Source organism: Arthrobacter sp. TRD_SC_6 (genome assembly GCF_055361185.1).
Genome location: NZ_CM143953.1, coordinates 2,657,735 through 2,680,860, shown reverse-complemented (window position 1 = coordinate 2,680,860; position 23,126 = coordinate 2,657,735). Strand labels below are relative to the sequence as shown.

Sequence of the window (23,126 nt, the reverse complement as noted above, 5' to 3'; positions counted from 1 at the left end):
TCAGCGCACGGTGACGAGCTTGTCATCGAGGGGAGAAGGCTGGCTGGTCGCGCTATCCAGGGGAGCGAGAACTTCCACCAGATAGGTACCCGGCTCGAGTGTCGCGCTGAACTCGAAGAGGCCGGTCGCTCCCGTTGCTGCGTCCACCGCGACGGTGCCGGTCTGCGCCGCTCCCGCCGGCTCGCCGTCGTCGAACACTGGTTGAATACGCCAGAGAAGCTCCGTGCCCGGCAAGGTGGAACTGCCTTGCACAATCAACGCAGGGTCTGTCCGTATCGAGCCGTCCTGAGGATTAATCAGCCACACCGGTGCTATGAGCTCAACGTCGCGTCTGAACTCCGAGCCCAGTGTGATGTGGCCGAATGCGGAGTAACCGGCTTTGCCGTCTACGAGGATTCGAACGCTGCTCGGACTCCCGCTGAGGACCAGCCCGGCGTTCGCGGCTGCGGCAGTAGCGGTGTAGACAAGTTGCTGGACTGCCCGGACGGCGATGTCCTCATTGACTCCATCTCCGAAGGCATCGGAGGCAATATCAACGGTGATGACGTTGTCAGGTGAGATCGACGAGTTGACGGTTGATGCCGTCCGCCAAGGGCTGTAGTAGTCCTCATCGATCGGTTCTCCGCTGGTCATAGCCCAGATTGCGGCCGCAACAGGGTCCCCGGCAGGTTCGCCCGGTAGGAACTCACGGTAGAGCAGATTGTCCTTCTCGCCGAGCCAGTACACCGGAAGTAGCGGAGATCCCACCGATGCGTCTGCGTCAGGAAGGGTGACTTCCGGAAGGCTCGTCGTCTGCTCCATGAGCATTTCCGCTCCGCTGGCAGCCTGTGTGGCCGGCACGGGATCCGCTCCCGCAGTGCAGGCCGGAAGCCAAAGGGCGGCGACCAGGAGAATGGCAAATTTCCAGGCCTTTCCCGCATTGAGCCGAGCCGGGGATGAATCCGCTGAGATTTCCACTGCGCGCGTCCTCCTTCCCAGCTGGCCGTATTGCCTTCTTTACGTGTGGCAGGTCCTCAGCGGGAGTACAACCATGGAGTTGGACCGTCCGGCCAGGACCTTTTTCCAGCTTGTCACAGGGAACCTGCCCGCCCCGATGGATTTCCTGATCGCCGCCTGACTGAGATGCGATTGATATCTGGCCGTTGCCCTCCTGTCACATTCACGGCAGGCTCGTGCATTAAGCCCGGCGCAGGGAGGGGACGAACAGCGAAAAATCTGGTCTACCGAATCCCGGCGATGCACGCCGCCCTGACCACCCGGCGGTAGGCTAGAAGGAAGGACTTTACTCGCGGGGCCCGGACGTGTACAGCAACCGGGATTCGCGGACGATTCAAGGAGAGATGGAAGGCCTGCGGGCCGCGGATATGACCGATTCTGCAATTGGTATTGGCACAAGTGGCTTGGAAAGCCGGGTCATCGTTTTTGACTCAGCCGACCAGATGGTTCAATCACTGGGAGCCAATGATGAAGCGCTTGCGCTGATTGAAGGTGCTTTCCCGGGAGTCAATCTGCACGTGCGTGGTGCTGAGCTTTCAATAAACGGACCGGTCAATGATGTGGCGCGGACCGAACGCCTCATAGCGGAGGTGCGGACCCTTGCCGCCAGCGGCACACCAGTGACGCCACAGGTCCTCGAGCAGTTGCTGTTCATGCTGAAGACCCAGCAGGCAAAGCCCGCAGAGGTGCTCTCGATGAACATCCTCTCCTCACGAGGCCGGACTATCCGGCCAAAGACGGTCAACCAGAGGGATTACGTCGACGCGATTGATGCGCACACCATCGTGTTCGGAATCGGCCCCGCCGGTACCGGCAAAACCTATCTGGCCATGGCCAAAGCGGTTCAAGCCCTGCAGCACAAGGAAGTCAACCGGATCATCCTGACCCGGCCCGCGGTTGAGGCGGGGGAGCGGCTCGGGTTCCTTCCCGGAACGCTGAACGACAAAATCGACCCTTACCTCCTTCCGCTCTATGACGCACTTCACGACATGATGGACCCCGATTCCATTCCTCGCCTGATGGCAGCCGGAACCATCGAAGTTGCACCTTTGGCGTACATGCGCGGCCGGACGCTCAACGACGCCTTCATCATCCTCGACGAGGCACAGAACACCACGCCGGAGCAGATGAAAATGTTCCTGACCCGGCTTGGGTTCGGATCGCGAATGGTGGTTACCGGGGACGTCACGCAGGTCGATCTGCCGGGCGGAACCAGCTCCGGGCTGCGCGTGGTGAGCGAAATACTGCATGGAGTCGACGACGTCGCCTTTTCCCGCCTCGACGCGACCGACGTCGTTCGTCACCGGCTGGTCGGTGACATCGTCACCGCCTACAGCAAGTGGGACGAGTCCCAGCGCGCAGCCGACGGTCGGCGCCCGGCCGGAAGGAACCCGCGCCGTGAGCATTGAGGTGAACAACGAATCCGGCGTGGAGGTCGACGACGAGGCACTGGTGCGCCTTGGTCGCCATGTCCTCGACAGCCTGTTCGTTCACCCGGAATCCGAGCTGTCCATCATCCTTGTGGATGTCGATGCCATGGAAAAGCTTCATATTGAGTGGATGGACGAGCCAGGCCCTACCGACGTCCTTTCCTTCCCGATGGACGAGCTCAGGCCCGGTACGGCGGCACGGCCAACCAGTTCCGGAATGCTTGGCGACGTCGTCCTGTGCCCGGAAATTGCACAGAACCAAGCCGTGAACGCCGGCCACACCATGGCTGAGGAGCTGCTTCTCCTTTGCACCCATGGGATGCTCCACCTCCTGGGATTCGACCACGCGGAACCCGCGGAGGAGAAGGAGATGTTCGAGCTCCAGCGGCAACTGCTGGCCGATTTTCTCGGCCGGGATGCTCCGCGGGAAACTACCCAGTGATTAGCTGGTATCAATCGTGATTGTGGTTCTCCTGGCCGTGATGGCCATCATTTTCGTTTCGATTGCGGCGCTCGTGACAGCGGCTGAGGCCGCATTCAGCTACCTTCCGCGCCAGGAAGCCGAAACCCATCTCCAAGGGCCCAGAGGTCCGTCAATCCGCCGCATCCTGGATTCACCGGTGGCACACATGCATGCCCTGCGTTTCTGGCGCGTGTGGTTTGAGATGGCGGCAGCTGTCGCCGTCGCGCTGCTCTTCTTCGACCTTCTGGGCAGCATCTGGGTTGCAGGGCTTCTGGCCACGGTCACCATGGCTGCTCTTGGCTTCGTCCTTGTCGGTGTTTCACCGCGTCAGCTGGGCCGCACGCACGCAGGTGCCCTTGTACCCCTGACTGCGCGGCTGGTGCTGGTCCTTCGTTCGGTACTCGGCCCGATCCCACGGTGGTTGGTCGGCATCGGCAGTTCCCTGACGCCGGGTGCGCAGCGCGCTGAAGCGGCGTTCTTCACCGAGGAGGAATTCCGGGAACTCCTTTCCCGTGCCAACGAGGCAGAGATGATCGAGGACAGCGAAGCTGAGCTGATTCACTCGGTCTTCGAACTTGGTGATACCAAAGTTCGCTCGGTCATGGTTCCCCGTACCGACATGGTGTCAATTGAAAGTGGGGCCACGCTTCGCCAGGCCATGTCCCTGTTCCTTCGTTCGGGTTACTCGCGTGTACCCGTAATCGGCGACAGCGCCGATGATGTGCACGGGATTCTCTACCTCAAGGATGTGGTCGCGGTACTCAACGGCGGTAGCCATACCAACCAGGACCTGGTGGATGGGGTGTGCCGGGAGGTCCGCTATGTTCCCGAGTCAAAGCCCGTTGGCGATTTCCTGCAGGAGCTGCAGAGGGAATCGACCCACGTTGCCATAGTCATTGACGAATACGGTGGAACCGCAGGGCTGGTGACTCTAGAGGACCTCATTGAGGAGATCGTCGGAGAAATAGTAGACGAATACGACTCCGAGGTACCGGAAATGGAGCAGCTCCCAGACGGGCATTTCAGGGTGAGCGCCCGGATGAGCATCGATGATCTCGGCGAGCTGTTCGATATTGATCTTGAGGATGACGAAGTTGATACCGTCGGCGGGCTTCTGGCTAAAACGCTTGGGCGCGTGCCGATCGTCGGAAGCCAGGTGGAGATGGGGCGGATCGCGCTCCGAGCTGAAAGGCTCGAAGGTCGCCGGAACCGCGTCTCTCACATACTGGCGTGGCAGCTCGAAACGGAAACGGGGGGTGAGGGCGCGGACCGCTCTGACCTCGGAACACGGGAAACGGTGGAGAAAGCATGACCAACGAGGATTACCGCGCAGGTTTCATATCCCTGGTTGGCAGGCCAAATGCGGGCAAATCAACACTCACCAACGCGCTGGTCGGCCAGAAAGTAGCAATCACTTCCGCTAAGCCGCAGACCACGCGTCACACCATCCGGGGGATCGTTCACCGGGATGATGCACAGCTTATTCTCGTCGACACCCCTGGACTGCACCGGCCGCGGACGTTGCTCGGACAGCGGCTCAACGATTTGGTGGCGGACACGCTTGCAGAAGTCGACGCAATCGGGTTTTGCCTGCCTGCCAATGAGCAGGTGGGCCCTGGCGACCGCTTCATCGCAGCCAAGCTTGCCCAGCTTAGAGGCAAACCCGTGATCGCAGTGGTCACCAAGGCTGATCTGGTGCCTCGCGATGCGCTGGCAAAGCAATTGATGGCTGTGGCGGACCTTGGACGGGAGGTACTGGGGGAAGAGGGATGGGCGGACGTCGTCCCGGTTTCAGCAGTGGACGGCTTCCAGGTCGAAACGGTAGCGGATGTCTTCGCTTCCCACATGCCGTTATCGCCACCGCTCTACCCGGATGGTGAACTCACCGACGAGCCCGTCGCCGTGATGGTGGCCGAGCTGGTGCGTGAGGCGGCGCTTGAGGGCGTGCGAGACGAACTGCCGCATTCCCTCGCTGTAGTCGTGGAGGAGATTGTTCCTCGGGAAGGAAGGCCTGAGGGCAAGCCGCTGCTCGACGTACGGGTCAACCTTTACGTGGAACGGTCCTCTCAGAAGGGGATCATCATCGGGAAAGGTGGCGCGCGCCTTCGTGAAGTGGGCACGACAGCGAGAAAAGGCATCGAAGCTCTCCTCGGAACGAAGGTCTACCTCGACCTGCACGTAAAAATCGCGAAGGACTGGCAGCGCGATCCCAAGCAGTTGGTCCGGCTCGGCTTTTAGCCCGGGCACTTCCGACGTGGCTTATTCGTTTACTTCTAGATGCCCCCACCGGGCGCACCAATCATCCCCTGGCGAAAGGGCCGAGTGTCATGGCTGAAACCGGCGAAGAGCCGGCAGGCACGTCCGATGGCATTCGGGTGGGCACCGGAGGGCGTCACCTGGGCCGCGCCTCCAACTCTGGGGTTCTGCGGATCGTAGCGATCGCGCTCGTCACCGTGCTGGTGGGCGGCGTTGCTTTCGCCGTGATTTCATTGATGCGCCTCCAGTCGAACGTCAGCACCGAACCGTTGAACCTCTCAACGGACGGCGAGGCGCAACTTCCCGTAGACCTCAGCAGGGACCCCGTCCAGATCCTGATCATCGGAAGTGATACCCGCGCAGGCCAGGTCGGAACCACGGAACCAGTCACAGAAGAGGGCCAGGCTGATGTGATGATGCTCATGACCATGTCAGCGGACCGAAGCAACGTGACCATGGTGAGCTTCCCCAGGGACCTGCTCGTCCCGCTGCCCGCCTGCGTTGATCCCGAATCGGGAGACACGAGCGAACCTATGGCGCTGGGTCAGCTCAATTCATCCTTGGCGAACGGCGGTCCGGGTTGCACCGTCGCGGCAATCAATGAATTAACCGGGCTGCAGATCGACCACTTCATGATGGCTGACTTCGACGCGGTGACCGAGCTGTCGAAAGCCGTCGGGGGTGTCGAGGTTTGTGTGAATCAACCGGTCGATGACGAGTTCTCAGGCCTGAAGTTGCAAGCTGGCACGAGCGAGGTTGAGGGCGAGCAGGCACTGGCGTTCCTACGCACCCGGCATTCCTTCGGAAGTGGCGGCGACGAAGGCAGAATCCGTGCCCAGCAATCCTTCATGGCTTCGCTCGCGAGGAAGGTCAAGGACGAGGGCACCCTGAGTAACATCCCCAAGTTATATTCGATTGCTGAAGCCGTCACGCAGAATCTGACCGTCGATGACAGGTTGGCGCAAGTCCCCGAACTACTCAAGCTGGCTGGCCGCCTCCAGGAGGTGGACCTGGGAAATGTCGCTTTTGTGACCGTGCCTGTGGTCCCGTATGAGCCTGACGTCAACCGTCTCGTGCTGGATGAGCACCCCGCCGACGAACTCTTCGCGAACCTGCGCGCGGACCGGGACATCACGAAGGCCTCCCAGCCGTCTGCGTCGCCTAGTGCTGCACCATCAGCGTCAGCGTCTGCATCTGCTGAAAGCACGGATCCGGGCCAAACTCCGTCCGCGGTTCCAACCCCGTCAGAACCAGTTCCGGCAGAAGCCCTCGGGTTTGATCCGGCACTCGTTCCTATCTCCGTGAGTAACGCTTCGGGAGAGGCGGAAAGGGGAGAGGAACTGCAGGAGATCCTGCTCGAATCAGGTTATGTGCAGGCCTCCACAGCCTACGCCCCAGAGCGGCCTGCAACGCAGCTGTTTGTCGGGCCCGGTTATGAAGGCATTGCACCGGTTATTGCAGAGTTGTTCGGCCTGGCTGAGGTGCAGATCATTTCCAGCGGAACCATCATTGGCCTGGAACTGTCTGTCGGCAGTGATTTCACTACAGGCGATTCGTTGGACGCTGAAGGTGTCGCAGGTGACCTGAGCGGTCAGACAGCGGCTCAGGTCACCTGCCAGTCCTAGAGTTCAATCACCAGATGCGTACGCGCCTGTCTGGCTCCAACCACAGGGCGTCGTCCTCATTCACGTCGAATGCCTCGTGGAACTCGTGGAGGTTCCTGACTACCTGGTTGCAGCGGAATTCGTTGGGTGAGTGTGGATCGATGGCGACACGCCGGGCTGCCTCCTCAGGCCTGATGTTCTGTCGCCAGCACTCCGCCCAGGAGAAGAAGAAACGCTGTGTGCCCGTCAGTCCGTCCATCACCGGCGAATCTCCGCCGTCGAGATTGAGGGTGTACGCTGCAAGGCTGATTCCAAGTCCTCCCAGATCGCCGATGTTCTCGCCAAGAGTCAGCTTGCCATTGAGTGGATGCTCGGGGGCCTCGGTCGGGGCAAGACGCCCGTACTGATCCACCAACTGAGTTGTGAGCGCGTCAAATGCCGCCCGGTCTTTGGCGGTCCACCAGTTGTGCAGGGCGCCGGCGCCGTCGAACTGGGATCCCTGGTCATCAAACCCGTGTCCAATCTCGTGACCTATCACCGCGCCGATGCCACCGTAGTTCGCCGCGGGGTCCGCCTCCGCATCAAAGAAGGGAGGCTGCAGAATTGCGGCTGGGAAAACGATCTCGTTCATCGTCGGCATGTAATAGGCGTTGACCGTTTGCGGAGTGAGGTGCCACTCTTCGCGGTCGATGGGGCCACCCAACTTCGCGAGCTGACGGTCTGTCTCGAACGCTGTTGACCGCCGGACGTTTCCATACAAATCTCCAGGAACAATCTCGAGACCCGAATAATCAACCCACTTCTCGGGGTAGCCGATCTTCGTGTTGAACTGTGCCAGCTTGGCCAGTGCCCGGTCCCTGGTCTGCTCACTCATCCACTCCAGGGAGCTGATTCGCTGGTGGTAGGCCTCAATGAGGTTATCCACCAGTTCCCTCATGATTGCCTTATGGCTCTCGGGAAAGTGCCGGGCAACGTACTCCCTGCCGACAGCTTCGCCAAGCGCGCCCTCCACGATCGAAACCCCACGCTTCCAGCGCTCCTTCAGTTGCGGCGTGCCGCTCAGGTGCGTGCCATAGAACGCGAAGTGCGCGTCGACGAAAGAATCACTAAGGTACGGCGCGGCCTGCAGCAGCACCCTGGAGGCAAGCCAATGCTTCCAGACCTGGAGAGGGGTTTCATTCAGCGACTGCATCAGGCCGTCGAAATACACCGGCTGGTTGATGATGATCTCTTCCGGCATTTCGCTGCCCGCTGTCAGCCCTTCAAGCCAGACGCCGAGCAGGGGAGCGTCGCGCACCAGATCGGCAACATTGCGTAGGTTATAGGTCGCCTGGGGATTCCGGCAGGTTACAGAATCCATGTGGGAGGACGCCAAGCGCGTTTCAAGGTCAAACACAGCAGCGGCCGCGGCCTCTCCTTCGGTGAAGCCTGCGAGCTCAAACATCCTCCCAAGGAGCAGTGCATATTCCGATCGGGACGGCGCGAACTTCTCTTCCTTGAAGTAGGACTCGTCGGGTAACCCAAGACCCGACTGGTACAGGTGAAGCAGGTAGCGCTCGGGATTTCCGGCATCATTGCTGACATACGGCAGGAGAAGACCGGCTGCTCCTGTCTGGGTCAGTTGGGCGTCCAGCCGGACAAGCTCCTCGACGGAAGCGAGCGCATCAATCGAGGCCATTAGCGGTTGCAATGGACTGCAACCAAGTTCGTTGAGCTGCTCGGTGTCCATGAAATCGGCGAACAGGGTGCCGATCCTGAACCGGTCGCCGCTCTCGTCGCCGTGCTCCGCAGCCTCTTCGATAATGACCCGGACAGCAAGTTCGGCCGCATCTGCCAGTTGGGAGAACGCCCCCTCACGGGGCCGGTCTCCGGGAATCGGTGTGGCTTTCAGCCAACCGCCATTGACGTGCCTGAACAGGTCGTCCTGTGGACGGACCGAGGGATCGACGTTGGCAAGGTTGATGCCGGGTCCGGTCATGAAAGCTCCTTTGGTTGGTGCGTAATGTCATCCTAAGGGCCGTGTTAGTGTTGGTGCGTGCGCGCAGAGCTGCTCCTTCTTAGCTGCCGTGGCGGGGCCCTACTGACTTCCTGGGTCAGCTGACTTTTACAGTCATCCAGCTGACCAATCAGTCCCAGGCCGAACCCCCGTCGCGGAGTCTGTGTTGCCGGCCAAACCATTACTTGTTGCCAGTGCTTAAGAAGCTCTAATGGAAAGGCCCACACAGTCATGCGTAATACACAGAAAACCTCTGGAATGCCCGTACACAAGTACGTCCCGTTCCAGGATCAGATCACCGTACAGCTCCCCGACCGCACTTGGCCGGACAAAATCATTACGAAAGCTCCGCGATGGTGCGCCGTGGACCTGCGGGACGGTAATCAAGCGCTGATCGACCCGATGAGCCCGGAGCGCAAGCACAAAATGTTCGACCTCCTTGTGAAGATGGGTTACAAGGAGATCGAGGTCGGATTTCCATCGGCGTCGCAGACTGACTTTGACTTCGTCCGCCAGTTGATTGAGGGCGACCGGATTCCGGATGACGTCACCATCCAGGTCCTTACCCAGGCGCGCGAACACCTGATCGAGCGCACCTATGAGTCCCTCGAGAGTGCGGACCGTGCAATCGTTCACCTGTACAACTCGACCTCCGTCCTGCAGAGGCGCGTCGTGTTCAACCAGGACATGGACGGCATCGTGGACATTGCGTTGACCGGAGCGCGGTTGTGCCGCAAGTTCGAGGAAAACATGGGTGACACACAGATCACCTACGAGTACTCGCCAGAATCCTTCACAGGTACCGAACTGGAGTTCGCCGCCCGCATCTCCAACGAGGTTGCCACGGTCTTTGAGGTATCCGCAGACCGGCAGATGATCCTGAATCTGCCCGCGACCGTCGAAATGGCGACTCCGAACGTGTACGCCGACTCCATCGAGTGGATGTGCCGCAACCTGGACAATCGGGAGAACATCATTCTCTCCCTGCACCCGCACAATGACCGGGGGACAGGGGTGGCTGCTGCGGAGCTCGGTTACCTGGCAGGCGCCGACCGCATTGAGGGGTGCCTCTTCGGAAACGGCGAGCGGACCGGAAACGTGGATCTCGTGACGCTCGGAATGAATCTCTACGGACAGGGTATCGACCCGCAGATCGACTTCTCTGACATGGACCACATCCGCCGGACCGCAGAGTACTGCAACCAGCTCAATGTTGCCGAGCGTTCTCCCTATGGTGGCGACCTGGTGTTCACGGCGTTCTCCGGGTCGCACCAGGACGCAATCAAAAAGGGATTCGAGCGGATGGAGGCTGACGCCGCGGCGGCGGGCCGGACGGTAGAGGACATTCCCTGGGCGGTCCCCTACCTTCCGATTGATCCGAAGGACATCGGCCGTTCCTACGAAGCAGTGATCCGCGTCAACTCCCAGTCGGGCAAGGGCGGCGTCGCCTACCTGCTCAAGCATGAACACAGCCTGGACCTGCCTCGCCGCGCGCAGATCGAGTTCTCCGGGGTGGTCCAGAAGCGTACGGACACCGTAGGCGGTGAGGTGAGCGGTGCCGAACTGTGGAGCGCCTTCCAGGACGAGTACCTGCCAGCGCGGGCCGGATCACCGGCATGGGGTCATTACGCGTTGACTTCCACCAACACCGACACGGCCGAGGACGGACTGTTCAACCTCACCGCCACCCTGTTGATTGACGGATTGCAGCAGCGGCGCAGCGCGCAGGGTAACGGCCCGATCGACGCACTTGTCGCCATTCTCGGCCAGGATGGCGTCGATGTTCGCGTGCTCGACTACACGGAACATGCTCTGTCCTCGGGCGGTAACGCCCGCGCGGCAGCCTATGTGGAATGTGCGGTTGGGGAGCGCGTGCTGTGGGGTGTTGGCATCGACTCGAACTCGACGATGGCATCGCTCAAGGCAGTCATCTCCGCCGTCAACCGTGCCATCAGGGACGCGGACTAGCCGTCCTGCCCGGACGCAAGGCGCGCCGTGCCCTGCGTCCGGGCGCTTGGTGGGAAACTGGATTGTGGCCAGATCATATGCAGCGCGCACCTACCGGGCGGAGGGTGTTGTGCTGCGCACCTACAAACTCGGAGAAGCCGACCGCATCATCGTGTTGCTCACCCGCGAGCACGGTCAGGTACGCGCTGTCGCCAAAGGAGTCCGTCGGACGAGCAGCAAGTTCGGCGCCAGGCTTGAACCATTCATGACAGTCGATCTCCAGTTGGTGTCGGGGCGCACACTCGATGTCGTTACCCAGGCGCAAACGCGCGGTGCTTATGGTCACGGCATCGCTGCCGACTACGCACGCTACACGGCGGCCGCAGCGATTGCTGAAACGGCAGAAAAGCTCACTGACGCGGATGGGGAGTCTGCCGGCGCGCAGTACGCGCTGGTCATCGGCGCCTTGTCAGCGCTTAGCCGCGGGCTTCATCCAGCCGAACTCATCCTCGATTCCTACCTCCTGCGAGCCCTCGCCACGGCCGGATGGGCTCCCAGCTTCACCGATTGCGCGCGGTGTGGTGCTGCCGGGCCGCACTCAGCGTTCGCGGCAGCACTGGGCGGTGCAGTCTGTTCCACCTGCCGTCCGCCGGGTTCCGCATCGCCATCGCCAGGCGCCATGGCTCTCCTCGGAGCGCTGTTGTCCGGTGATTGGCAGGCGGCTGATGGTTCCGAAGATACCGCCCGACGGGAAAGTGCCGGGCTGGTTGCCGCCTACGTACAGTGGCACCTGGAAAAAGTAGTGAAGTCCTTCAAGCATGTGGAGCGTGTGTGACCCATCCCCAGAAACTTCCGGTGTTGCCACCGCCCCACCCGAGCGGTGAGCGGCCGCCGTCGCTGCCCAAGGAGTTGGTTCCTGCCCACGTGGCGATCGTCATGGACGGCAACGGTAGGTGGGCCAACCAGCGCGGACTACCCCGCACCGAGGGCCACCGAGCAGGAGAAGCGGCCCTCCTGGATGTCATCGCAGGAGCAATCGACATCGGCGTCCAGCATGTTTCGGTGTACGCATTCTCCACCGAAAACTGGAAACGGTCACCTGAGGAAATACGATTCCTCATGGGATTCAGCCGCAATGTGCTGCGCCGTCAGCGGGATCAGCTGAACCAGTGGGGCGTGCGCATCCGATGGGCCGGACGACGCCCACGCCTTTGGCGGTCGGTGATCTCCGAACTGGAAATTGCCGAGGAACACACCCGCTCCAACTCAACCTGCACGTTGACCATGTGCGTGAACTACGGCGGACGGGCTGAGATCGCTGATGCTGCGCGTGCCATAGCGGAGGACGTGGCCGCAGGCAGGCTGAAGGCGTCCTCGGTCTCGGAGAAGACTGTTCAGCGGTATCTTGACGAGCCCGACCTTCCGGACGTCGACCTGTTTCTCCGGACCTCGGGCGAGCAACGGACATCCAACTTCATGCTGTGGCAGGCAGCCTACGCAGAGATGGTGTTCATGGACGTCCTGTGGCCGGATGTGGACCGGCGCACCCTATGGCGTGCTGTCGAGGAGTACGCATCCCGCGACCGGCGCTACGGCGGCGCCGTCGATCAGTCAGAAGTGCGCTGAGGCCGAACCCCGTAGCATCCGATCCATTGGTCCAGGGCTGCGTAGACCCTGGCCCGGACCGGAGGCGAGGAAAGCAGCGTGTCGTGGAGGGCGCCGTCGAACCGGCAAACGGTCACGTGCGGACCCAGTTGAAGTGCCCGTTGGGTCATGACCGTCACGTCCAGGACGCTGTCAGTTGAGAGCATCGAATCATTCCACACCGGGCTGATCGTGGACTGCGCCGACGCAAGCACGAGCACCGGCACCCCGATCCGCAGGCCGCGCCGAACCTGGGCGTGGCCCGCGAGCACCGCCGTCAACCATCCCGCGCGGATGGGGAAGCCGTATTGTGGCCGCCACAGTTCATTCAGGTCCCACTCGCCGTCTGCGAGGTTGCTGATGCTTCGCCAATAGAACCCGAACTCCGGCAGTTTCAGACGCGCTTTGGGGCGGAACCGCGTGATGGGGTCAAGCAGCCCCTGCGTAGTGGTCCGCAGCAGGGCGCTGCCCTGAGTGTCGAGCCAGGGACTGTTCAGGATCAGGCTGTCGACCTCGCCGGGGAACCGGTTGACCCACAGCGACGCCACAAGGGCACCGGTTGAATGAGCCATCAAGGTGATGCTTCCGGGTAATTCACCGGTTTTCGAGGCCAGATCCCCGCGCAACGCTTCGAGCGCTGCCGTTATGTCGGCATCGTATTCGGTGAGATCCGACACGTAGCCGGGCGTCTGCCATTCACGAAGGCTGCGTCCGTACTTCCGAAGATCCAGCGCATAGAAAGCGATGCCGCGGTCGGTGAAGAACCGGGCGAGTTCATGCTGGAAGAAGTAGTCACTCCACCCATGGACGTAGAGCACCGCGGGTTGCCCTGAAACAGGTGCCGGTCTCCTTGCCCCTGCGAAGAAGGCACGGACGGCGTCACGAAACGGGGTGGGGGACTGCGGAGGGGCACTCGTATAGGACACGAGCGTGGCGATGCAGGGACCCTCGTCGTCGTTCCCGACGTCCAGCTCTGCCAACGCAAATCCGTCACCCAGGTGATCCGGTTGCCAAGTGATGCCCATGGGTCGAGCGTATCGACTTCACACGGATCAAGTTGGAGAAGGAGCGGGGGGCGTGGCAACTTTGGATCATGCGAATTTACCCTGCCTTCTTCCGCCTCGTCTTCAGCGGCATGGACGCGGAGCGGGCACACCGCATCGGATTCACCGCCATTCGCTGGGTGGGCAGGACGCCCGCCGGAGCCGGCCTTCGCAGGCTGACCCGCCCGTCACCGAAGCTTACGACGACGGCGCTTGGGCTTTCCTTCCCGTCGCCGTTCGGCCTGGCGGCCGGGTTCGACAAGGAGGGCCACGGTATCGCTGCCCTCACGGACCTGGGGTTCGGGCACATCGAGATCGGAACGATCACCGGCCAGGCCCAGCCAGGCAACCCCAAGCCCCGCCTCTTCCGCTTGGTTGAAGACCGCGCTGTCATCAACCGAATGGGCTTCAACAATGACGGCGCGGCTGCCGTGGCGCCGCGCATAGCCGCCGCACGGCGCACGCTGGAACGCCGCTACCCTGACAGGCGCCCGATTATCGGCGTGAACATCGGTAAGACCAAAAATATCGACCTGCGCGACGCCGTCGCCGATTACCGTGTTTCAGCCGCCGCGCTGGCTCCCGTGGCCGACTACCTGGTTGTGAACGTCAGCTCACCGAACACCCCCGGGCTGCGCCTCCTGCAGAGCGTGCGTTCGCTCAGACCCCTCCTCACTGCCGTGCGGAATGCTGCTGACGGGAGCGCGGGTCGCCACGTTCCGCTGCTCGTCAAGATTGCCCCGGATCTCAGCGACGACGACATCGATGAGGTTGCGGCCCTCGCACTTGAGCTGAAGCTGGACGGGATCATCGCGACCAACACAACGATCACCCGCGAAGGACTGGCAACGGATGTCGAAACAGTCATGGCCTGCGGTGTTGGGGGACTGAGCGGCGCACCGCTGAAAGCGCGTTCGCTTGAGGTGCTGAAGCGCCTGCGACAGGCGGGCGGGGAATCGCTTACCCTCATCGCCGTCGGGGGAGTGGAAACAGCGGACGACGTAGCGGAGCGCCTCGAAGCTGGAGCAACCCTTGTGCAGGGGTATACGGCGTTCCTTTACGAGGGGCCGTTCTGGGCGGCGAAGATCAACCGCGACCTGCTCCGACGTTCGTGATTACTGCCGTCGAGTAAGCGGTCAGGCGGGGTAGGCTCCGCGCTTCACCTGAGGCTTCGGCAAACGCATCCGTCGGATCTGCATGGCCCGGGAGATGGCGTACCACAGATCCCCGCGGCCGGGTCCTTCGAATTTCTCGGTCAGGCGTTTCCTTAGCTTCGAACGGAGAATGATGCAGTCAATAACCACGACCGCGAGGATCACCCAGAAGGACACCAGTACATACGCCTGTATGGCACTGAAAGGGATGAAGCTGATGACCACGAAAAGCAACGCCGCAAACATCAGGAATTCAGCAACGTTCAAGCGGGCGTCGACGTAGTCCCTGATGAACCGCCGGGCGGGCCCCTTGTCGCGGAGGGGCAGGTAGCGTTCCTCACCCGTGTCCAATGCGCGGCGCATTTTGAGTTGCTCTTCGCGCCTCGCGAGCCGGCTTGCCTCGCGGGCTGCCTTGCGGTCATTCGGTACGAGGGGCCGCTTGCGTGCGGCCACCTGGGCATTTCGCTTGGGCGTGGGAGCGCCCTTGCCGACTGTCCGCGCCTCGTCAACGGGGAGCACTGGGGAATCGACAACGGCGGTATCTTTTTTTCGTCCAAACACCATCCAAGGATACCTGTCGGGGGCAGTACGCACTGACGTTTTGGCCCCAACAGGTTTACCTGTCCACGGAAGCCCCGCGCCGGTGCTGTGTAGGCTCGGATTATGAACCAGCTATCCACAGAAGCACTGCCGGAAACCACTGTTGCCGCCCTGCGGCGCAGCGTAGACGCGTCCTTCACGCAGACCATTGACGAGCTAAAGTCCCTCGTGGCCGTCCCGGGCATCGCCTGGGAAGCATTCGACCCCGCCGAACTCGACCGCAGCGCCGAAGCAGTCGCTGCTCTCGTCCGGTCACTCGGCATCGAAGACGTCCGTATCCTTCGTGTGGACAACAACGGCACCCCAGGAGGCCCCGCCGTCGTCGCCCGCCAGCCAGCCGCACCGGGGAAGCCGACCATTCTCCTCTATGCGCACCATGACGTTCAGCCTCCGGGGGAGCGGGAACTGTGGGAGAGCGAGCCTTTCACAGCGCAGGAACGCCAGGGACGGCTGTACGGGCGGGGAGCAGCCGACGACAAGGCCGGCGTGATGGCTCACGTCGGCGCATTCCGCGCTGTGCAGGAAGTCCTTGGAGCCGAGTTCGGAGTCGGAGTAACGCTTTTCATTGAGGGGGAGGAGGAAGCCGGATCGCCCACCTTCCGCCGCTTCCTCGAGACGTACCGGGACTTGCTCCGGGCGGACGTCATCGTCGTGGCTGATTCCAGCAATTGGAAGGTTGGTGTCCCAGCGCTCACCACGAGCCTTCGCGGGCTGGTGGACGGGACAATCGAGGTGCGTGTCCTGAAGCATGCCGTTCATTCAGGGATGTTCGGCGGTCCGGTCCTTGACGCGCCCACTTTGTTGGCGCGCCTTATTACGACACTGCACGACGACGACGGCAACGTGGCAATTGAGGGCCTTGTCGCCGAGGACTCCACCAACCTCGACTATCCGGAAGCCGATTACCGGGCAGATGCGTCGGTGCTTGACGGCGTGCAGCTTGCAGGCTCCGGGTCGATAGCGTCGCGTCTGTGGACGAAGCCCGCGCTGTCGATCATCGGAATCGATGCCCCAAGCGTTGCTGTGTCTTCGAATACCCTGTTGCCCTCCGCACGGGCGAAGTTCAGCCTGCGCCTTGCACCTGGACAGGACCCGCAGGAGGCGATGGCCGCCGTGGAGCGGCACGTAGCGGGAAACGCACCGTTCGGAGCAGCTGTGAGCTTTACCCCTGGCGAATCCGGCCTCCCATTTGCTACGGATACCTCAAACCCTGCGGCCCAAACCGCGCTGTGGGCGTTGCGGGAGGCGTGGGGAACGGAACCGGTGGAAACAGGGATGGGTGGGTCAATTCCGTTCATCGCTGACCTGACCGAGGTCTACCCGGCTGCCGAGATTCTGGTGACGGGCGTTGAGGATCCCGATTCGCGGGCCCACAGCGCCAATGAGTCGCTCCACCTTGAGGAATTCAAGTGCGCGGTCCTGGCGGAGGCGCTGCTTCTCGCCCGCCTCAACTCTGCCAGCCGGTAGGTTCGGCTGGCCCTCGCGCAAGGTGGTTCGCGTAGATAGGGTCGGTTACCCGTAGGAATGATCCCGCGCCCGTAGTCGTTATAGAGGTGAGCGCTGACAAGTGATGCACGTACCATGGAAGTGGACGGCGCCGGAAGGTGCCGGCAGTCCATCCGTGGAGCCGGAGATGAACTTGACGGCCCCGCAGAGCCGTGGGCACAGATCTAAGGAGAACGCATATGAGCACATCAACGAGTGAAGCGACCACCGGAGCGGCTGCCGAAAGCGAACTGCCGGTCCACGAGGTCGCCCTGTCCGATGTCGCTGCAGGCAAGGTCCGCAGCTTGCTGGAACAGGAGGGCCGGACCGATCTGCGCCTTCGAGTCGCGGTGCAGCCCGGTGGATGCTCGGGTCTGATTTACCAGCTGTACTTCGACGAACGAGTCCTTGATGGTGACGCGGTTCGGGACTTTGACGGCGTCGAGGTGATCGTTGACCGCATGAGCGTTCCTTACCTTGCTGGCGCTTCGATTGACTTCGAGGACACCATTTCCAAGCAGGGTTTCACCATCGACAATCCGAACGCGGGCGGCTCCTGCGCCTGTGGTGATTCCTTCCACTAGCACGCACCTTAACAAGGCCTCCGCCGGTCCCCGAAACGGGAACCGGCGGAGGCTTTGCTGTCACATGATGGCCGCCGTTGCGGGTAAGCTCTACAGTGAGTAGTAAAACTGAAAGTGCGCCAAGATTCCCGATTCACAAATCGGTAATTGAGGTGTGCACGGGAGAGGTTGCCGCCAAGGGTGGCACCGCACGTAAGCAAAGGAAGGGCCGTCTGTGAGTTCGCAGGACCGAACCGGCAGCCGACGCGCAAGAGTTCTCAAAGTCTCAAGCCTCGTAGTAGTGGCTGCGCTGTTTTTGTCTGGTTGTTCATCGGAAGTCCAAAAGGGTTGGTTGCCTGCTGAACGCGACAACACCAACCACACCGGCCGCATCATTGACCTTTGGGTCAATTCGTGGATCGCTGCGCTGATCGTAGGTGTCATTACGTGGGGCCTGATCATCTGGTGCATCGTGGCATACCGCCGTCGTCGTAATGAGACCGGTTACCCACGCCAGATCAGCTACAACCTTCCGCTCGAAGTGTTCTATCTGACCATCCCGCTCTTCATGGTGCTGGTGTTCTTCTACTTCACCGATCGGGACCAGCAGGCAATAGACGCCCGCGTGGAAAGCCCTGACGTCATCATTGATGTACGCGGCAAGCAGTGGTCGTGGGACTTCAACTACGTGCTTGAAGACAAGTACGACTCCGGCGTACAGGCCCAACTAAACGGCGAACCCGGCGTTCCCGAAACGTTGCCCACCCTGTACCTGCCCGTGGACAGAACAGTCGAGTTCCGGCTCAATGCCCGCGATGTGCTCCACTCCTTCTGGATCCCCGCCTTCCTGCAGAAGCGCGACATGATTCCGCAGCGGGAGAACTACATCACCCTTACCCCTACCCGCGAAGGTGTCTTCGAGGGCAAGTGCGCTGAATTGTGCGGCGAGTACCACTCCGAGATGCTCTTCAACGTCGCCGTCGTTTCCGAGGAGGAGTACGAGGCGCACCTTGAGACGCTTGAAGACGGGCAACTTGGCGAAGAGTACGACCGCAACCCGCAGGAAGTCGAGGGCGAGAGCCCAGGCAGCACGGACGAACAGATCGGGACGGAATAGTTAGATGTCGACTTACGAGTACACCGCAGAGGAAGCGGGCACCATCGTTGCACCGCGCGTTGTTCCCCGGTCCAAGGGGCGGATCGTAGTCAGTTGGATTACATCCACCGACCACAAGACCATCGGGTACATGTACCTGATCTCGTCATTCGTTTTCTTTTGCCTTGCCGGTGTCATGGCGCTGGTCATCAGGGCTGAACTGTTCGAACCTGGAATGCAGATCCTGCAAACCAAGGAGCAGTACAACCAGCTGTTCACGATGCACGGCACGGTCATGCTGCTGATGTTCGCTACGCCGCTGTTCGCCGGCTTCGCCAACGTTGTGATGCCGCTTCAAATTGGCGCTCCAGACGTCGCGTTCCCCCGTCTGAACGCACTGGCTTTCTGGTTCTTCCTTTTCGGTAGCACCATTGCCGTGTCCGGGTTCATCACACCGCAGGGTGCTGCCTCGTTCGGGTGGTTCGCGTATGCACCATTGTCGAACACCACCTTCTCGCCGGGCGTGGGCGGGGATCTATGGGTATTTGGTCTGGCGTTGTCAGGCTTCGGCACCATTCTGGGCGCCGTCAACTTCATCACGACCATCATCTGCATGCGTGCACCCGGAATGACCATGTGGCGCATGCCGATCTTCACCTGGAACACGCTGGTGACAGCAATCCTCGTGCTGATGGCGTTTCCTCCGCTCGCAGCAGCGCTTTTCGCGCTCGGTGCGGACCGTCGATTCGGCGCACATATATTTGACCCCGACAATGGGGGAGCGATTCTATGGCAGCACCTCTTCTGGTTCTTCGGACACCCCGAGGTCTACATCATCGCGCTGCCGTTCTTTGGCATCGTCTCGGAAATCTTCCCAGTCTTCAGCCGCAAGCCGATTTTCGGATACAAGGGTCTTGTCTACGCGACAATCGCCATCGCAGCGCTGTCTGTGACCGTGTGGGCACACCACATGTACGTCACCGGCGCCGTACTGCTGCCGTTCTTCGCCTTCATGACGATGCTCATCGCGGTTCCCACCGGGGTGAAGTTCTTCAACTGGATAGGAACCATGTGGCGGGGTTCAATCACGTTCGAGACACCCATGCTGTGGAGCATCGGATTCCTCGTGACGTTCCTCTTCGGTGGCCTCACGGGCATCATCCTCGCCTCGCCTCCGCTCGACTTCCACGTCTCTGACACTTATTTCGTGGTGGCGCACTTCCACTATGTGGTCTTCGGAACCGTTGTGTTCGCGATGTTCGCGGGATTTTACTTCTGGTGGCCCAAATGGACCGGAAAAATGCTGAATGAGCGCCTGGGCAAGATCCACTTCTGGATGTTGTTCATCGGCTTCCACGGAACCTTCCTCATTCAGCACTGGCTTGGCGTCATCGGAATGCCCCGCCGCTACGCTGACTACTTGCCAGAAGACATGTTCACTGCGATGAACCAGTTTTCCACGATCGCTTCGTTCGTCCTCGGTGCGTCCCTGATTCCGTTCTTCTGGAACGTGTACGTCACCTGGCGCAATGGGGTCAAAGTTGAGGTTGATGATCCATGGGGCTTCGGCGCTTCCCTTGAGTGGGCAACTTCCTGCCCGCCGCCGCGCCACAACTTCACCTCCCTGCCACGAATCCGCTCCGAGCGGCCGGCCTTGGACCTTCACCATCCTGAGCTGGCACAATGGCACACGCCTAACGATTCAGCCGCAGGAGCTGTCCTCGGTGCAGCCGATAGAAAGGACGCTTGATCCATGAAGGTCGAAACTGGTCTGTTCTTCTGGGGAGTGCCGTTCTTCGTCCCCGTAGCGCTGATCTACGGCTTCCTGACCAACTGGTCGGAGTGGGTAGGCATCCTCGGTATCCTCCTGGTGGGCGGTCTGGCTGGCATGATCGGCTTCTACCTGGGATTCACCGGACGCAGGGTTGGGCTCCGCCCGGAGGACCGGCTCGATGCTGAAATCCATGAGGGATCAGGCGAGCAGGGCCACTTCAGCCCGTGGAGCTGGTGGCCTTTGGTACTCGGTTTGGCAGCTGCCGGGGGTTTCCTCGGACTGGCTGTGGGTTGGTGGATTCTGTACATTGCAGCGGGCCTTGCTGCGATCGCCCTCGTCGGCTGGGTCTTCGAGTACAGCCGCGGTGACCACGCCCACTAGGCTACGTCGCACTACGTATAGAGGTTCCGCACGGTGAGTGCGGAACCTCTTTTGTATGCAGAGCCTTGTTGGTTTCCTCCGGTACGTACGCGCGCACAATAGAATGAGCCGGTGGGCAACGAAGTCCCTGATCAAGCCGACGCTGGGAGAGCGCATGAAGGATCAGCTCCAAAGCCTGCAATCGGCGTTGGACGGCAAGGGCGCAAAGCATGTACAACTGCGTGAGTTACTCCGGGTCTACATCCTGGAACATGCAGAGCCTGGTACAGCCATACCCTCCGAACGGAAGCTCACCGAGCACTTCGGAGTAGCCCGGATGACTGTGCGCCATGCAATTGATGCTTTGGTGGCGGAGGGCGTCCTCGAAAGGGTAGTAGGCCTCGGAACGTTCGTTGCCCACAGCAAACTCGACCTTCAGGTGAAGCTCACGTCCTATAGTGAGGAAATGCACCGGCGGGGCATGGTCCCCGATGCCCGCGTTCTGAGCTTTGAACAAACACCTGCTACACCGCACCTTGCCCGGGAGCTGCAGATCGAGCAGGGTGCGCCGGTCATCCGATTCAGGCGGCAGCTCCTAGCGGACCGCGAACCCATGAGCGTCGACGAGAACTTCATTCCTGCAATCAGGGTGCCGGGAATTCTTGACGACGAGCCACCCACCTCTTTGTACAACGTGCTGAGTGAGCGGTTCGGACTGGTCATGGAGTGGGGGGAGGACACCATTGAGGCTACAGCAGCGTCTCCGGCCATTGCCCGGCTGCTGAATGTCGAGATGGGCGCACCGCTCCTGAAGATCCAGCGCCACGCCTACGTTGCGCGAGCCATGGTGGACTACTCTGTCTCCTATTACCGGGCGGACAGGTACAAGCTCTGGGTGCCGCTACAACGTCCGGGGGTCCGCACCCCGAGAACCTACAGCCCTAAGCGCCACACCTGATCCTTCACGCACAAAGGACCGGGCCACACCAATCGGTGCGACCCGGTCCTTAGTACGTGAAGCAGCTTCTGCTAGTGGCTTGAGATCGATGCTTTGTCGTGCTCGCTGGCAATCTCGCCGTGGTGCCCGTGGGAATGAGCCGCTTCCAGCTCCGCCGGGGTTACGGGAGCCACACGGTCCTCGAAAAACATCCGCGACGCCCATGCACGGCGTTTCTCATTTTTCGAGACGTGGCCGTTGACATCCGCTTCAGCAGCAAGAGCCTGAGGCGAGTCAAAGCTGGTCAGCTTGTAGCGCTTGTACTCGTCCACGGGTTCGTGGACCTCGATGAACTCACCATGGGGCAACCGGACAATGCGTCCCGTCTCACGACCATGGAGCACAATCTCGCGGTCCTTGCGCTGAAGCGCGAGTGCGATACGCCGCGCAACGACGAAGCCCAGAACCGGGCCGATGAAGAAGAGCGCCCGAAGCCAATACGTCACGTCATTCAACGAGACCATGAAGTGGGTTGCGATGAGGTCGGAGCTCGCTGCTGCCCACATGACGCAGTAGAACACCACGCCAGCTACACCAATACCGGTGCGGGTAGGGGCGTTCCGCGGACGGTCGAGCAGGTGATGCTCACGACGGTTCTTGGTGACCCAGGCTTCGATCCAGGGCCACGCAAACAGAAGCGTGAACACGATGCCAGCGGGCACCAGGGCGGGTACCAGCACATTCAGGGAAAGGGTGTTGACGCCCCAGAAGAAGGGGATCTCCCACTCAAACGGGAATCCGGCTATCGAACCCGGCATCAGCCGCAATGCGCCGTCAACCCAGCCGATGTACCAGTCAGGCTGCGTGCCCGCGGATACGGGGGAGGGGTCATAGGGCCCGTAGTTCCAGATCGGGTTGATGGTGAAGGCCGCTGAGATAGCTGCGATGATCCCGAACACGATGAAGAAGAATCCGCCGGCTTTCGCTGCATATACGGGCCCGACCGGGTAACCCACCACGTTCTCGTTGGTGCGGCCTGGGCCGGGGAACTGCGTGTGCTTGTGCACGACGACGAGGAAGAGGTGAATCGCGATCAGAAGCAGGATCAGCGCAGGGATCAGAAGTATGTGCAGGACATACAGGCGCGGAATGATGACCGTTCCGGGGAACTCCCCGCCGAAGAGGAAGAAGCTGATGTAGGTGCCAATAACCGGGATCGACTTGATGACGCCATCGATAATTCGCAGTCCGTTACCTGAGAGCAGATCATCGGGGAGCGAGTATCCGGTGAAGCCTGCAGCCATCGCAAGAATGAGTAGAACCCCACCAATCACCCAGTTCAGCTCGCGCGGGCGGCGGAAGGCTCCTGTGAAGAACACTCGAAGCATATGCACTGAAACCGCTGCTACGAACAGGAGCGCGGACCAGTGGTGGACCTGCCGCATGAACAGTCCGCCACGAATATCGAACGAGATATCGAGCGAGGAGGCATACGCCATGGACATCTCAATGCCGCGAAGCGGTACATAGCTTCCGTCGTAGTGGGTCTCTGCCATCGACGGGTCAAAGAAGAATGTGAGGAACGTACCCGAGAGCAGGAGGATTACGAATGAATAGAGCGCAACCTCTCCGAACATGAAAGTCCAGTGGTCGGGGAAAATCTTGCGTCCGAATTCCTTGACAATCGCAGATCCGCCAACGCGGGTGTCCACGAAGTTGGTGATCCTGCCGACGCTTGTTTTGGGCTGGTACTCCTGCCCTGCTGCCGAGCTGCTCAT

At 61.1% G+C, this 23,126-nt stretch carries 20 protein-coding genes; 15 read left to right on the top strand and 5 right to left on the bottom strand.

Annotated features, from left to right (window positions below; all coding sequences use genetic code 11):
* Nucleotides 1-957: a GerMN domain-containing protein gene (locus ACWA1U_RS12695; RefSeq protein WP_463722536.1), complete on the bottom strand. Its 957-nt coding sequence runs from the start codon at nt 955-957 to the stop codon at nt 1-3.
* A gap of 407 nt (nt 958-1,364) precedes the next feature.
* Between ACWA1U_RS12695 and ACWA1U_RS12690 the strand changes: the two genes are divergently transcribed.
* The 5 genes from ACWA1U_RS12690 (at nt 1,365) to ACWA1U_RS12670 (ending at nt 6,770) form a co-directional block, all read left to right on the top strand.
* Entirely contained in the window at nt 1,365-2,405 is a 1,041-nt protein-coding gene (locus ACWA1U_RS12690) for a PhoH family protein (protein ID WP_463725042.1), read from the top strand.
* Nucleotides 2,395-2,868: an rRNA maturation RNase YbeY gene (gene ybeY / locus ACWA1U_RS12685; RefSeq protein WP_463722535.1), complete on the top strand. Its 474-nt coding sequence runs from the start codon at nt 2,395-2,397 to the stop codon at nt 2,866-2,868. Before ACWA1U_RS12690 ends, ybeY begins: the two co-directional genes overlap by 11 nt.
* 16 nt (nt 2,869-2,884) lie before the next feature.
* A complete protein-coding gene (locus ACWA1U_RS12680) occupies nt 2,885-4,201 on the top strand; it encodes a hemolysin family protein (RefSeq protein WP_463722534.1) in 1,317 nt (438 codons plus the stop codon).
* The gene (gene era / locus ACWA1U_RS12675; protein WP_463722533.1) at nt 4,198-5,127 is read left to right on the top strand and encodes a GTPase Era; all 930 of its coding nucleotides are present in this window, start codon (nt 4,198-4,200) and stop codon (nt 5,125-5,127) included. Before ACWA1U_RS12680 ends, era begins: the two co-directional genes overlap by 4 nt.
* A gap of 89 nt (nt 5,128-5,216) precedes the next feature.
* Nucleotides 5,217-6,770 (top strand): LCP family protein, encoded by a 1,554-nt coding sequence (locus ACWA1U_RS12670; RefSeq protein ID WP_463722532.1) that lies wholly within the window; start codon nt 5,217-5,219, stop codon nt 6,768-6,770.
* A 7-nt stretch (nt 6,771-6,777) separates the two neighbouring features.
* Here the strand turns inward: ACWA1U_RS12670 and ACWA1U_RS12665 are convergent, their stop codons facing one another.
* Nucleotides 6,778-8,727 carry a M13 family metallopeptidase gene (locus ACWA1U_RS12665; protein ID WP_463722531.1) on the bottom strand — a complete coding sequence of 650 codons (1,950 nt, stop codon included), beginning with the start codon at nt 8,725-8,727 and terminating at the stop codon, nt 6,778-6,780.
* A gap of 249 nt (nt 8,728-8,976) precedes the next feature.
* Between ACWA1U_RS12665 and leuA the strand changes: the two genes are divergently transcribed.
* The 3 genes from leuA (at nt 8,977) to ACWA1U_RS12650 (ending at nt 12,318) form a co-directional block, all read left to right on the top strand.
* A complete protein-coding gene (gene leuA / locus ACWA1U_RS12660; protein WP_463722530.1) occupies nt 8,977-10,713 on the top strand; it encodes a 2-isopropylmalate synthase in 1,737 nt (578 codons plus the stop codon).
* A gap of 61 nt (nt 10,714-10,774) precedes the next feature.
* Nucleotides 10,775-11,527, top strand: coding sequence for a DNA repair protein RecO (recO, locus tag ACWA1U_RS12655; RefSeq protein ID WP_463725041.1), 753 nt, complete (start codon nt 10,775-10,777; stop codon nt 11,525-11,527).
* On the top strand, nt 11,524-12,318 hold the full coding sequence (locus ACWA1U_RS12650; protein ID WP_463722529.1) for an isoprenyl transferase: 795 nt from the start codon (nt 11,524-11,526) through the stop codon (nt 12,316-12,318). The genes recO and ACWA1U_RS12650 overlap by 4 nt, the downstream gene beginning before the upstream one ends.
* On the opposite strand, the gene ACWA1U_RS12645 is transcribed toward ACWA1U_RS12650, so the two are convergent.
* Nucleotides 12,300-13,361: an alpha/beta hydrolase gene (locus ACWA1U_RS12645; RefSeq protein ID WP_463722528.1), complete on the bottom strand. Its 1,062-nt coding sequence runs from the start codon at nt 13,359-13,361 to the stop codon at nt 12,300-12,302. The two genes, ACWA1U_RS12650 and ACWA1U_RS12645, sit on opposite strands and share 19 nt — an antisense overlap.
* A 68-nt stretch (nt 13,362-13,429) precedes the next feature.
* Between ACWA1U_RS12645 and ACWA1U_RS12640 the strand changes: the two genes are divergently transcribed.
* A complete protein-coding gene (locus tag ACWA1U_RS12640) occupies nt 13,430-14,494 on the top strand; it encodes a quinone-dependent dihydroorotate dehydrogenase (RefSeq protein ID WP_463722527.1) in 1,065 nt (354 codons plus the stop codon).
* 21 nt (nt 14,495-14,515) lie between these two features.
* On the opposite strand, the gene ACWA1U_RS12635 is transcribed toward ACWA1U_RS12640, so the two are convergent.
* Complete coding sequence (locus ACWA1U_RS12635) at nt 14,516-15,094, bottom strand: DUF3043 domain-containing protein (protein ID WP_463725040.1); 579 nt, start codon at nt 15,092-15,094, stop codon at nt 14,516-14,518.
* A gap of 102 nt (nt 15,095-15,196) precedes the next feature.
* Here ACWA1U_RS12635 and ACWA1U_RS12630 point away from each other — a divergent pair, with 102 nt between their 5' ends.
* The 6 genes from ACWA1U_RS12630 (at nt 15,197) to ACWA1U_RS12605 (ending at nt 21,369) form a co-directional block, all read left to right on the top strand.
* A complete protein-coding gene (locus ACWA1U_RS12630; RefSeq protein WP_463722526.1) occupies nt 15,197-16,600 on the top strand; it encodes a M20/M25/M40 family metallo-hydrolase in 1,404 nt (467 codons plus the stop codon).
* Nucleotides 16,601-16,818: 218 nt separating this feature from the next.
* Nucleotides 16,819-17,202, top strand: a complete 384-nt coding sequence (locus ACWA1U_RS12625; protein ID WP_463722525.1) for a HesB/IscA family protein — start codon at nt 16,819-16,821, stop codon at nt 17,200-17,202.
* 214 nt (nt 17,203-17,416) lie between these two features.
* Nucleotides 17,417-18,298 carry an aa3-type cytochrome oxidase subunit II gene (gene ctaC / locus ACWA1U_RS12620; protein WP_463722524.1) on the top strand — a complete coding sequence of 294 codons (882 nt, stop codon included), beginning with the start codon at nt 17,417-17,419 and terminating at the stop codon, nt 18,296-18,298.
* Nucleotides 18,299-18,302: 4 nt separating this feature from the next.
* Nucleotides 18,303-20,027, top strand: coding sequence for an aa3-type cytochrome oxidase subunit I (gene ctaD, locus ACWA1U_RS12615; RefSeq protein ID WP_463722523.1), 1,725 nt, complete (start codon nt 18,303-18,305; stop codon nt 20,025-20,027).
* Between the two features lie 3 nt (nt 20,028-20,030).
* Nucleotides 20,031-20,432, top strand: a complete 402-nt coding sequence (locus tag ACWA1U_RS12610) for a cytochrome c oxidase subunit 4 (protein WP_463722522.1) — start codon at nt 20,031-20,033, stop codon at nt 20,430-20,432.
* Between the two features lie 154 nt (nt 20,433-20,586).
* Nucleotides 20,587-21,369, top strand: coding sequence for a GntR family transcriptional regulator (locus ACWA1U_RS12605; protein WP_463725039.1), 783 nt, complete (start codon nt 20,587-20,589; stop codon nt 21,367-21,369).
* A gap of 71 nt (nt 21,370-21,440) precedes the next feature.
* Here the strand turns inward: ACWA1U_RS12605 and qcrB are convergent, their stop codons facing one another.
* Nucleotides 21,441-23,126 carry a cytochrome bc1 complex cytochrome b subunit gene (gene qcrB, locus ACWA1U_RS12600; RefSeq protein WP_463722521.1) on the bottom strand — a complete coding sequence of 562 codons (1,686 nt, stop codon included), beginning with the start codon at nt 23,124-23,126 and terminating at the stop codon, nt 21,441-21,443.

Excerpts from the sequence above, each read along its gene's own strand:
- ACWA1U_RS12670 (WP_463722532.1), top strand. The coding sequence starts at position 5,217 with ATGGCTGAAACCGGCGAAGAGCCGGCAGGCACGTCCGATGGCATTCGG.
- ACWA1U_RS12645 (WP_463722528.1), bottom strand. The coding sequence starts at position 13,361 with ATGGGCATCACTTGGCAACCGGATCACCTGGGTGACGGATTTGCGTTG.
- ctaD (WP_463722523.1), top strand. The coding sequence starts at position 18,303 with ATGTCGACTTACGAGTACACCGCAGAGGAAGCGGGCACCATCGTTGCA.
- ACWA1U_RS12665 (WP_463722531.1), bottom strand. The coding sequence starts at position 8,727 with ATGACCGGACCCGGCATCAACCTTGCCAACGTCGATCCCTCGGTCCGT.
- leuA (WP_463722530.1), top strand. The coding sequence starts at position 8,977 with ATGCGTAATACACAGAAAACCTCTGGAATGCCCGTACACAAGTACGTC.
- era (WP_463722533.1), top strand. The coding sequence starts at position 4,198 with ATGACCAACGAGGATTACCGCGCAGGTTTCATATCCCTGGTTGGCAGG.
- qcrB (WP_463722521.1), bottom strand. The coding sequence starts at position 23,126 with ATGAGCAGCTCGGCAGCAGGGCAGGAGTACCAGCCCAAAACAAGCGTC.
- ACWA1U_RS12610 (WP_463722522.1), top strand. The coding sequence starts at position 20,031 with ATGAAGGTCGAAACTGGTCTGTTCTTCTGGGGAGTGCCGTTCTTCGTC.
- ACWA1U_RS12605 (WP_463725039.1), top strand. The coding sequence starts at position 20,587 with ATGAAGGATCAGCTCCAAAGCCTGCAATCGGCGTTGGACGGCAAGGGC.
- ACWA1U_RS12640 (WP_463722527.1), top strand. The coding sequence starts at position 13,430 with ATGCGAATTTACCCTGCCTTCTTCCGCCTCGTCTTCAGCGGCATGGAC.
- ACWA1U_RS12625 (WP_463722525.1), top strand. The coding sequence starts at position 16,819 with ATGAGCACATCAACGAGTGAAGCGACCACCGGAGCGGCTGCCGAAAGC.
- ACWA1U_RS12690 (WP_463725042.1), top strand. The coding sequence starts at position 1,365 with ATGACCGATTCTGCAATTGGTATTGGCACAAGTGGCTTGGAAAGCCGG.
- ACWA1U_RS12630 (WP_463722526.1), top strand. The coding sequence starts at position 15,197 with ATGAACCAGCTATCCACAGAAGCACTGCCGGAAACCACTGTTGCCGCC.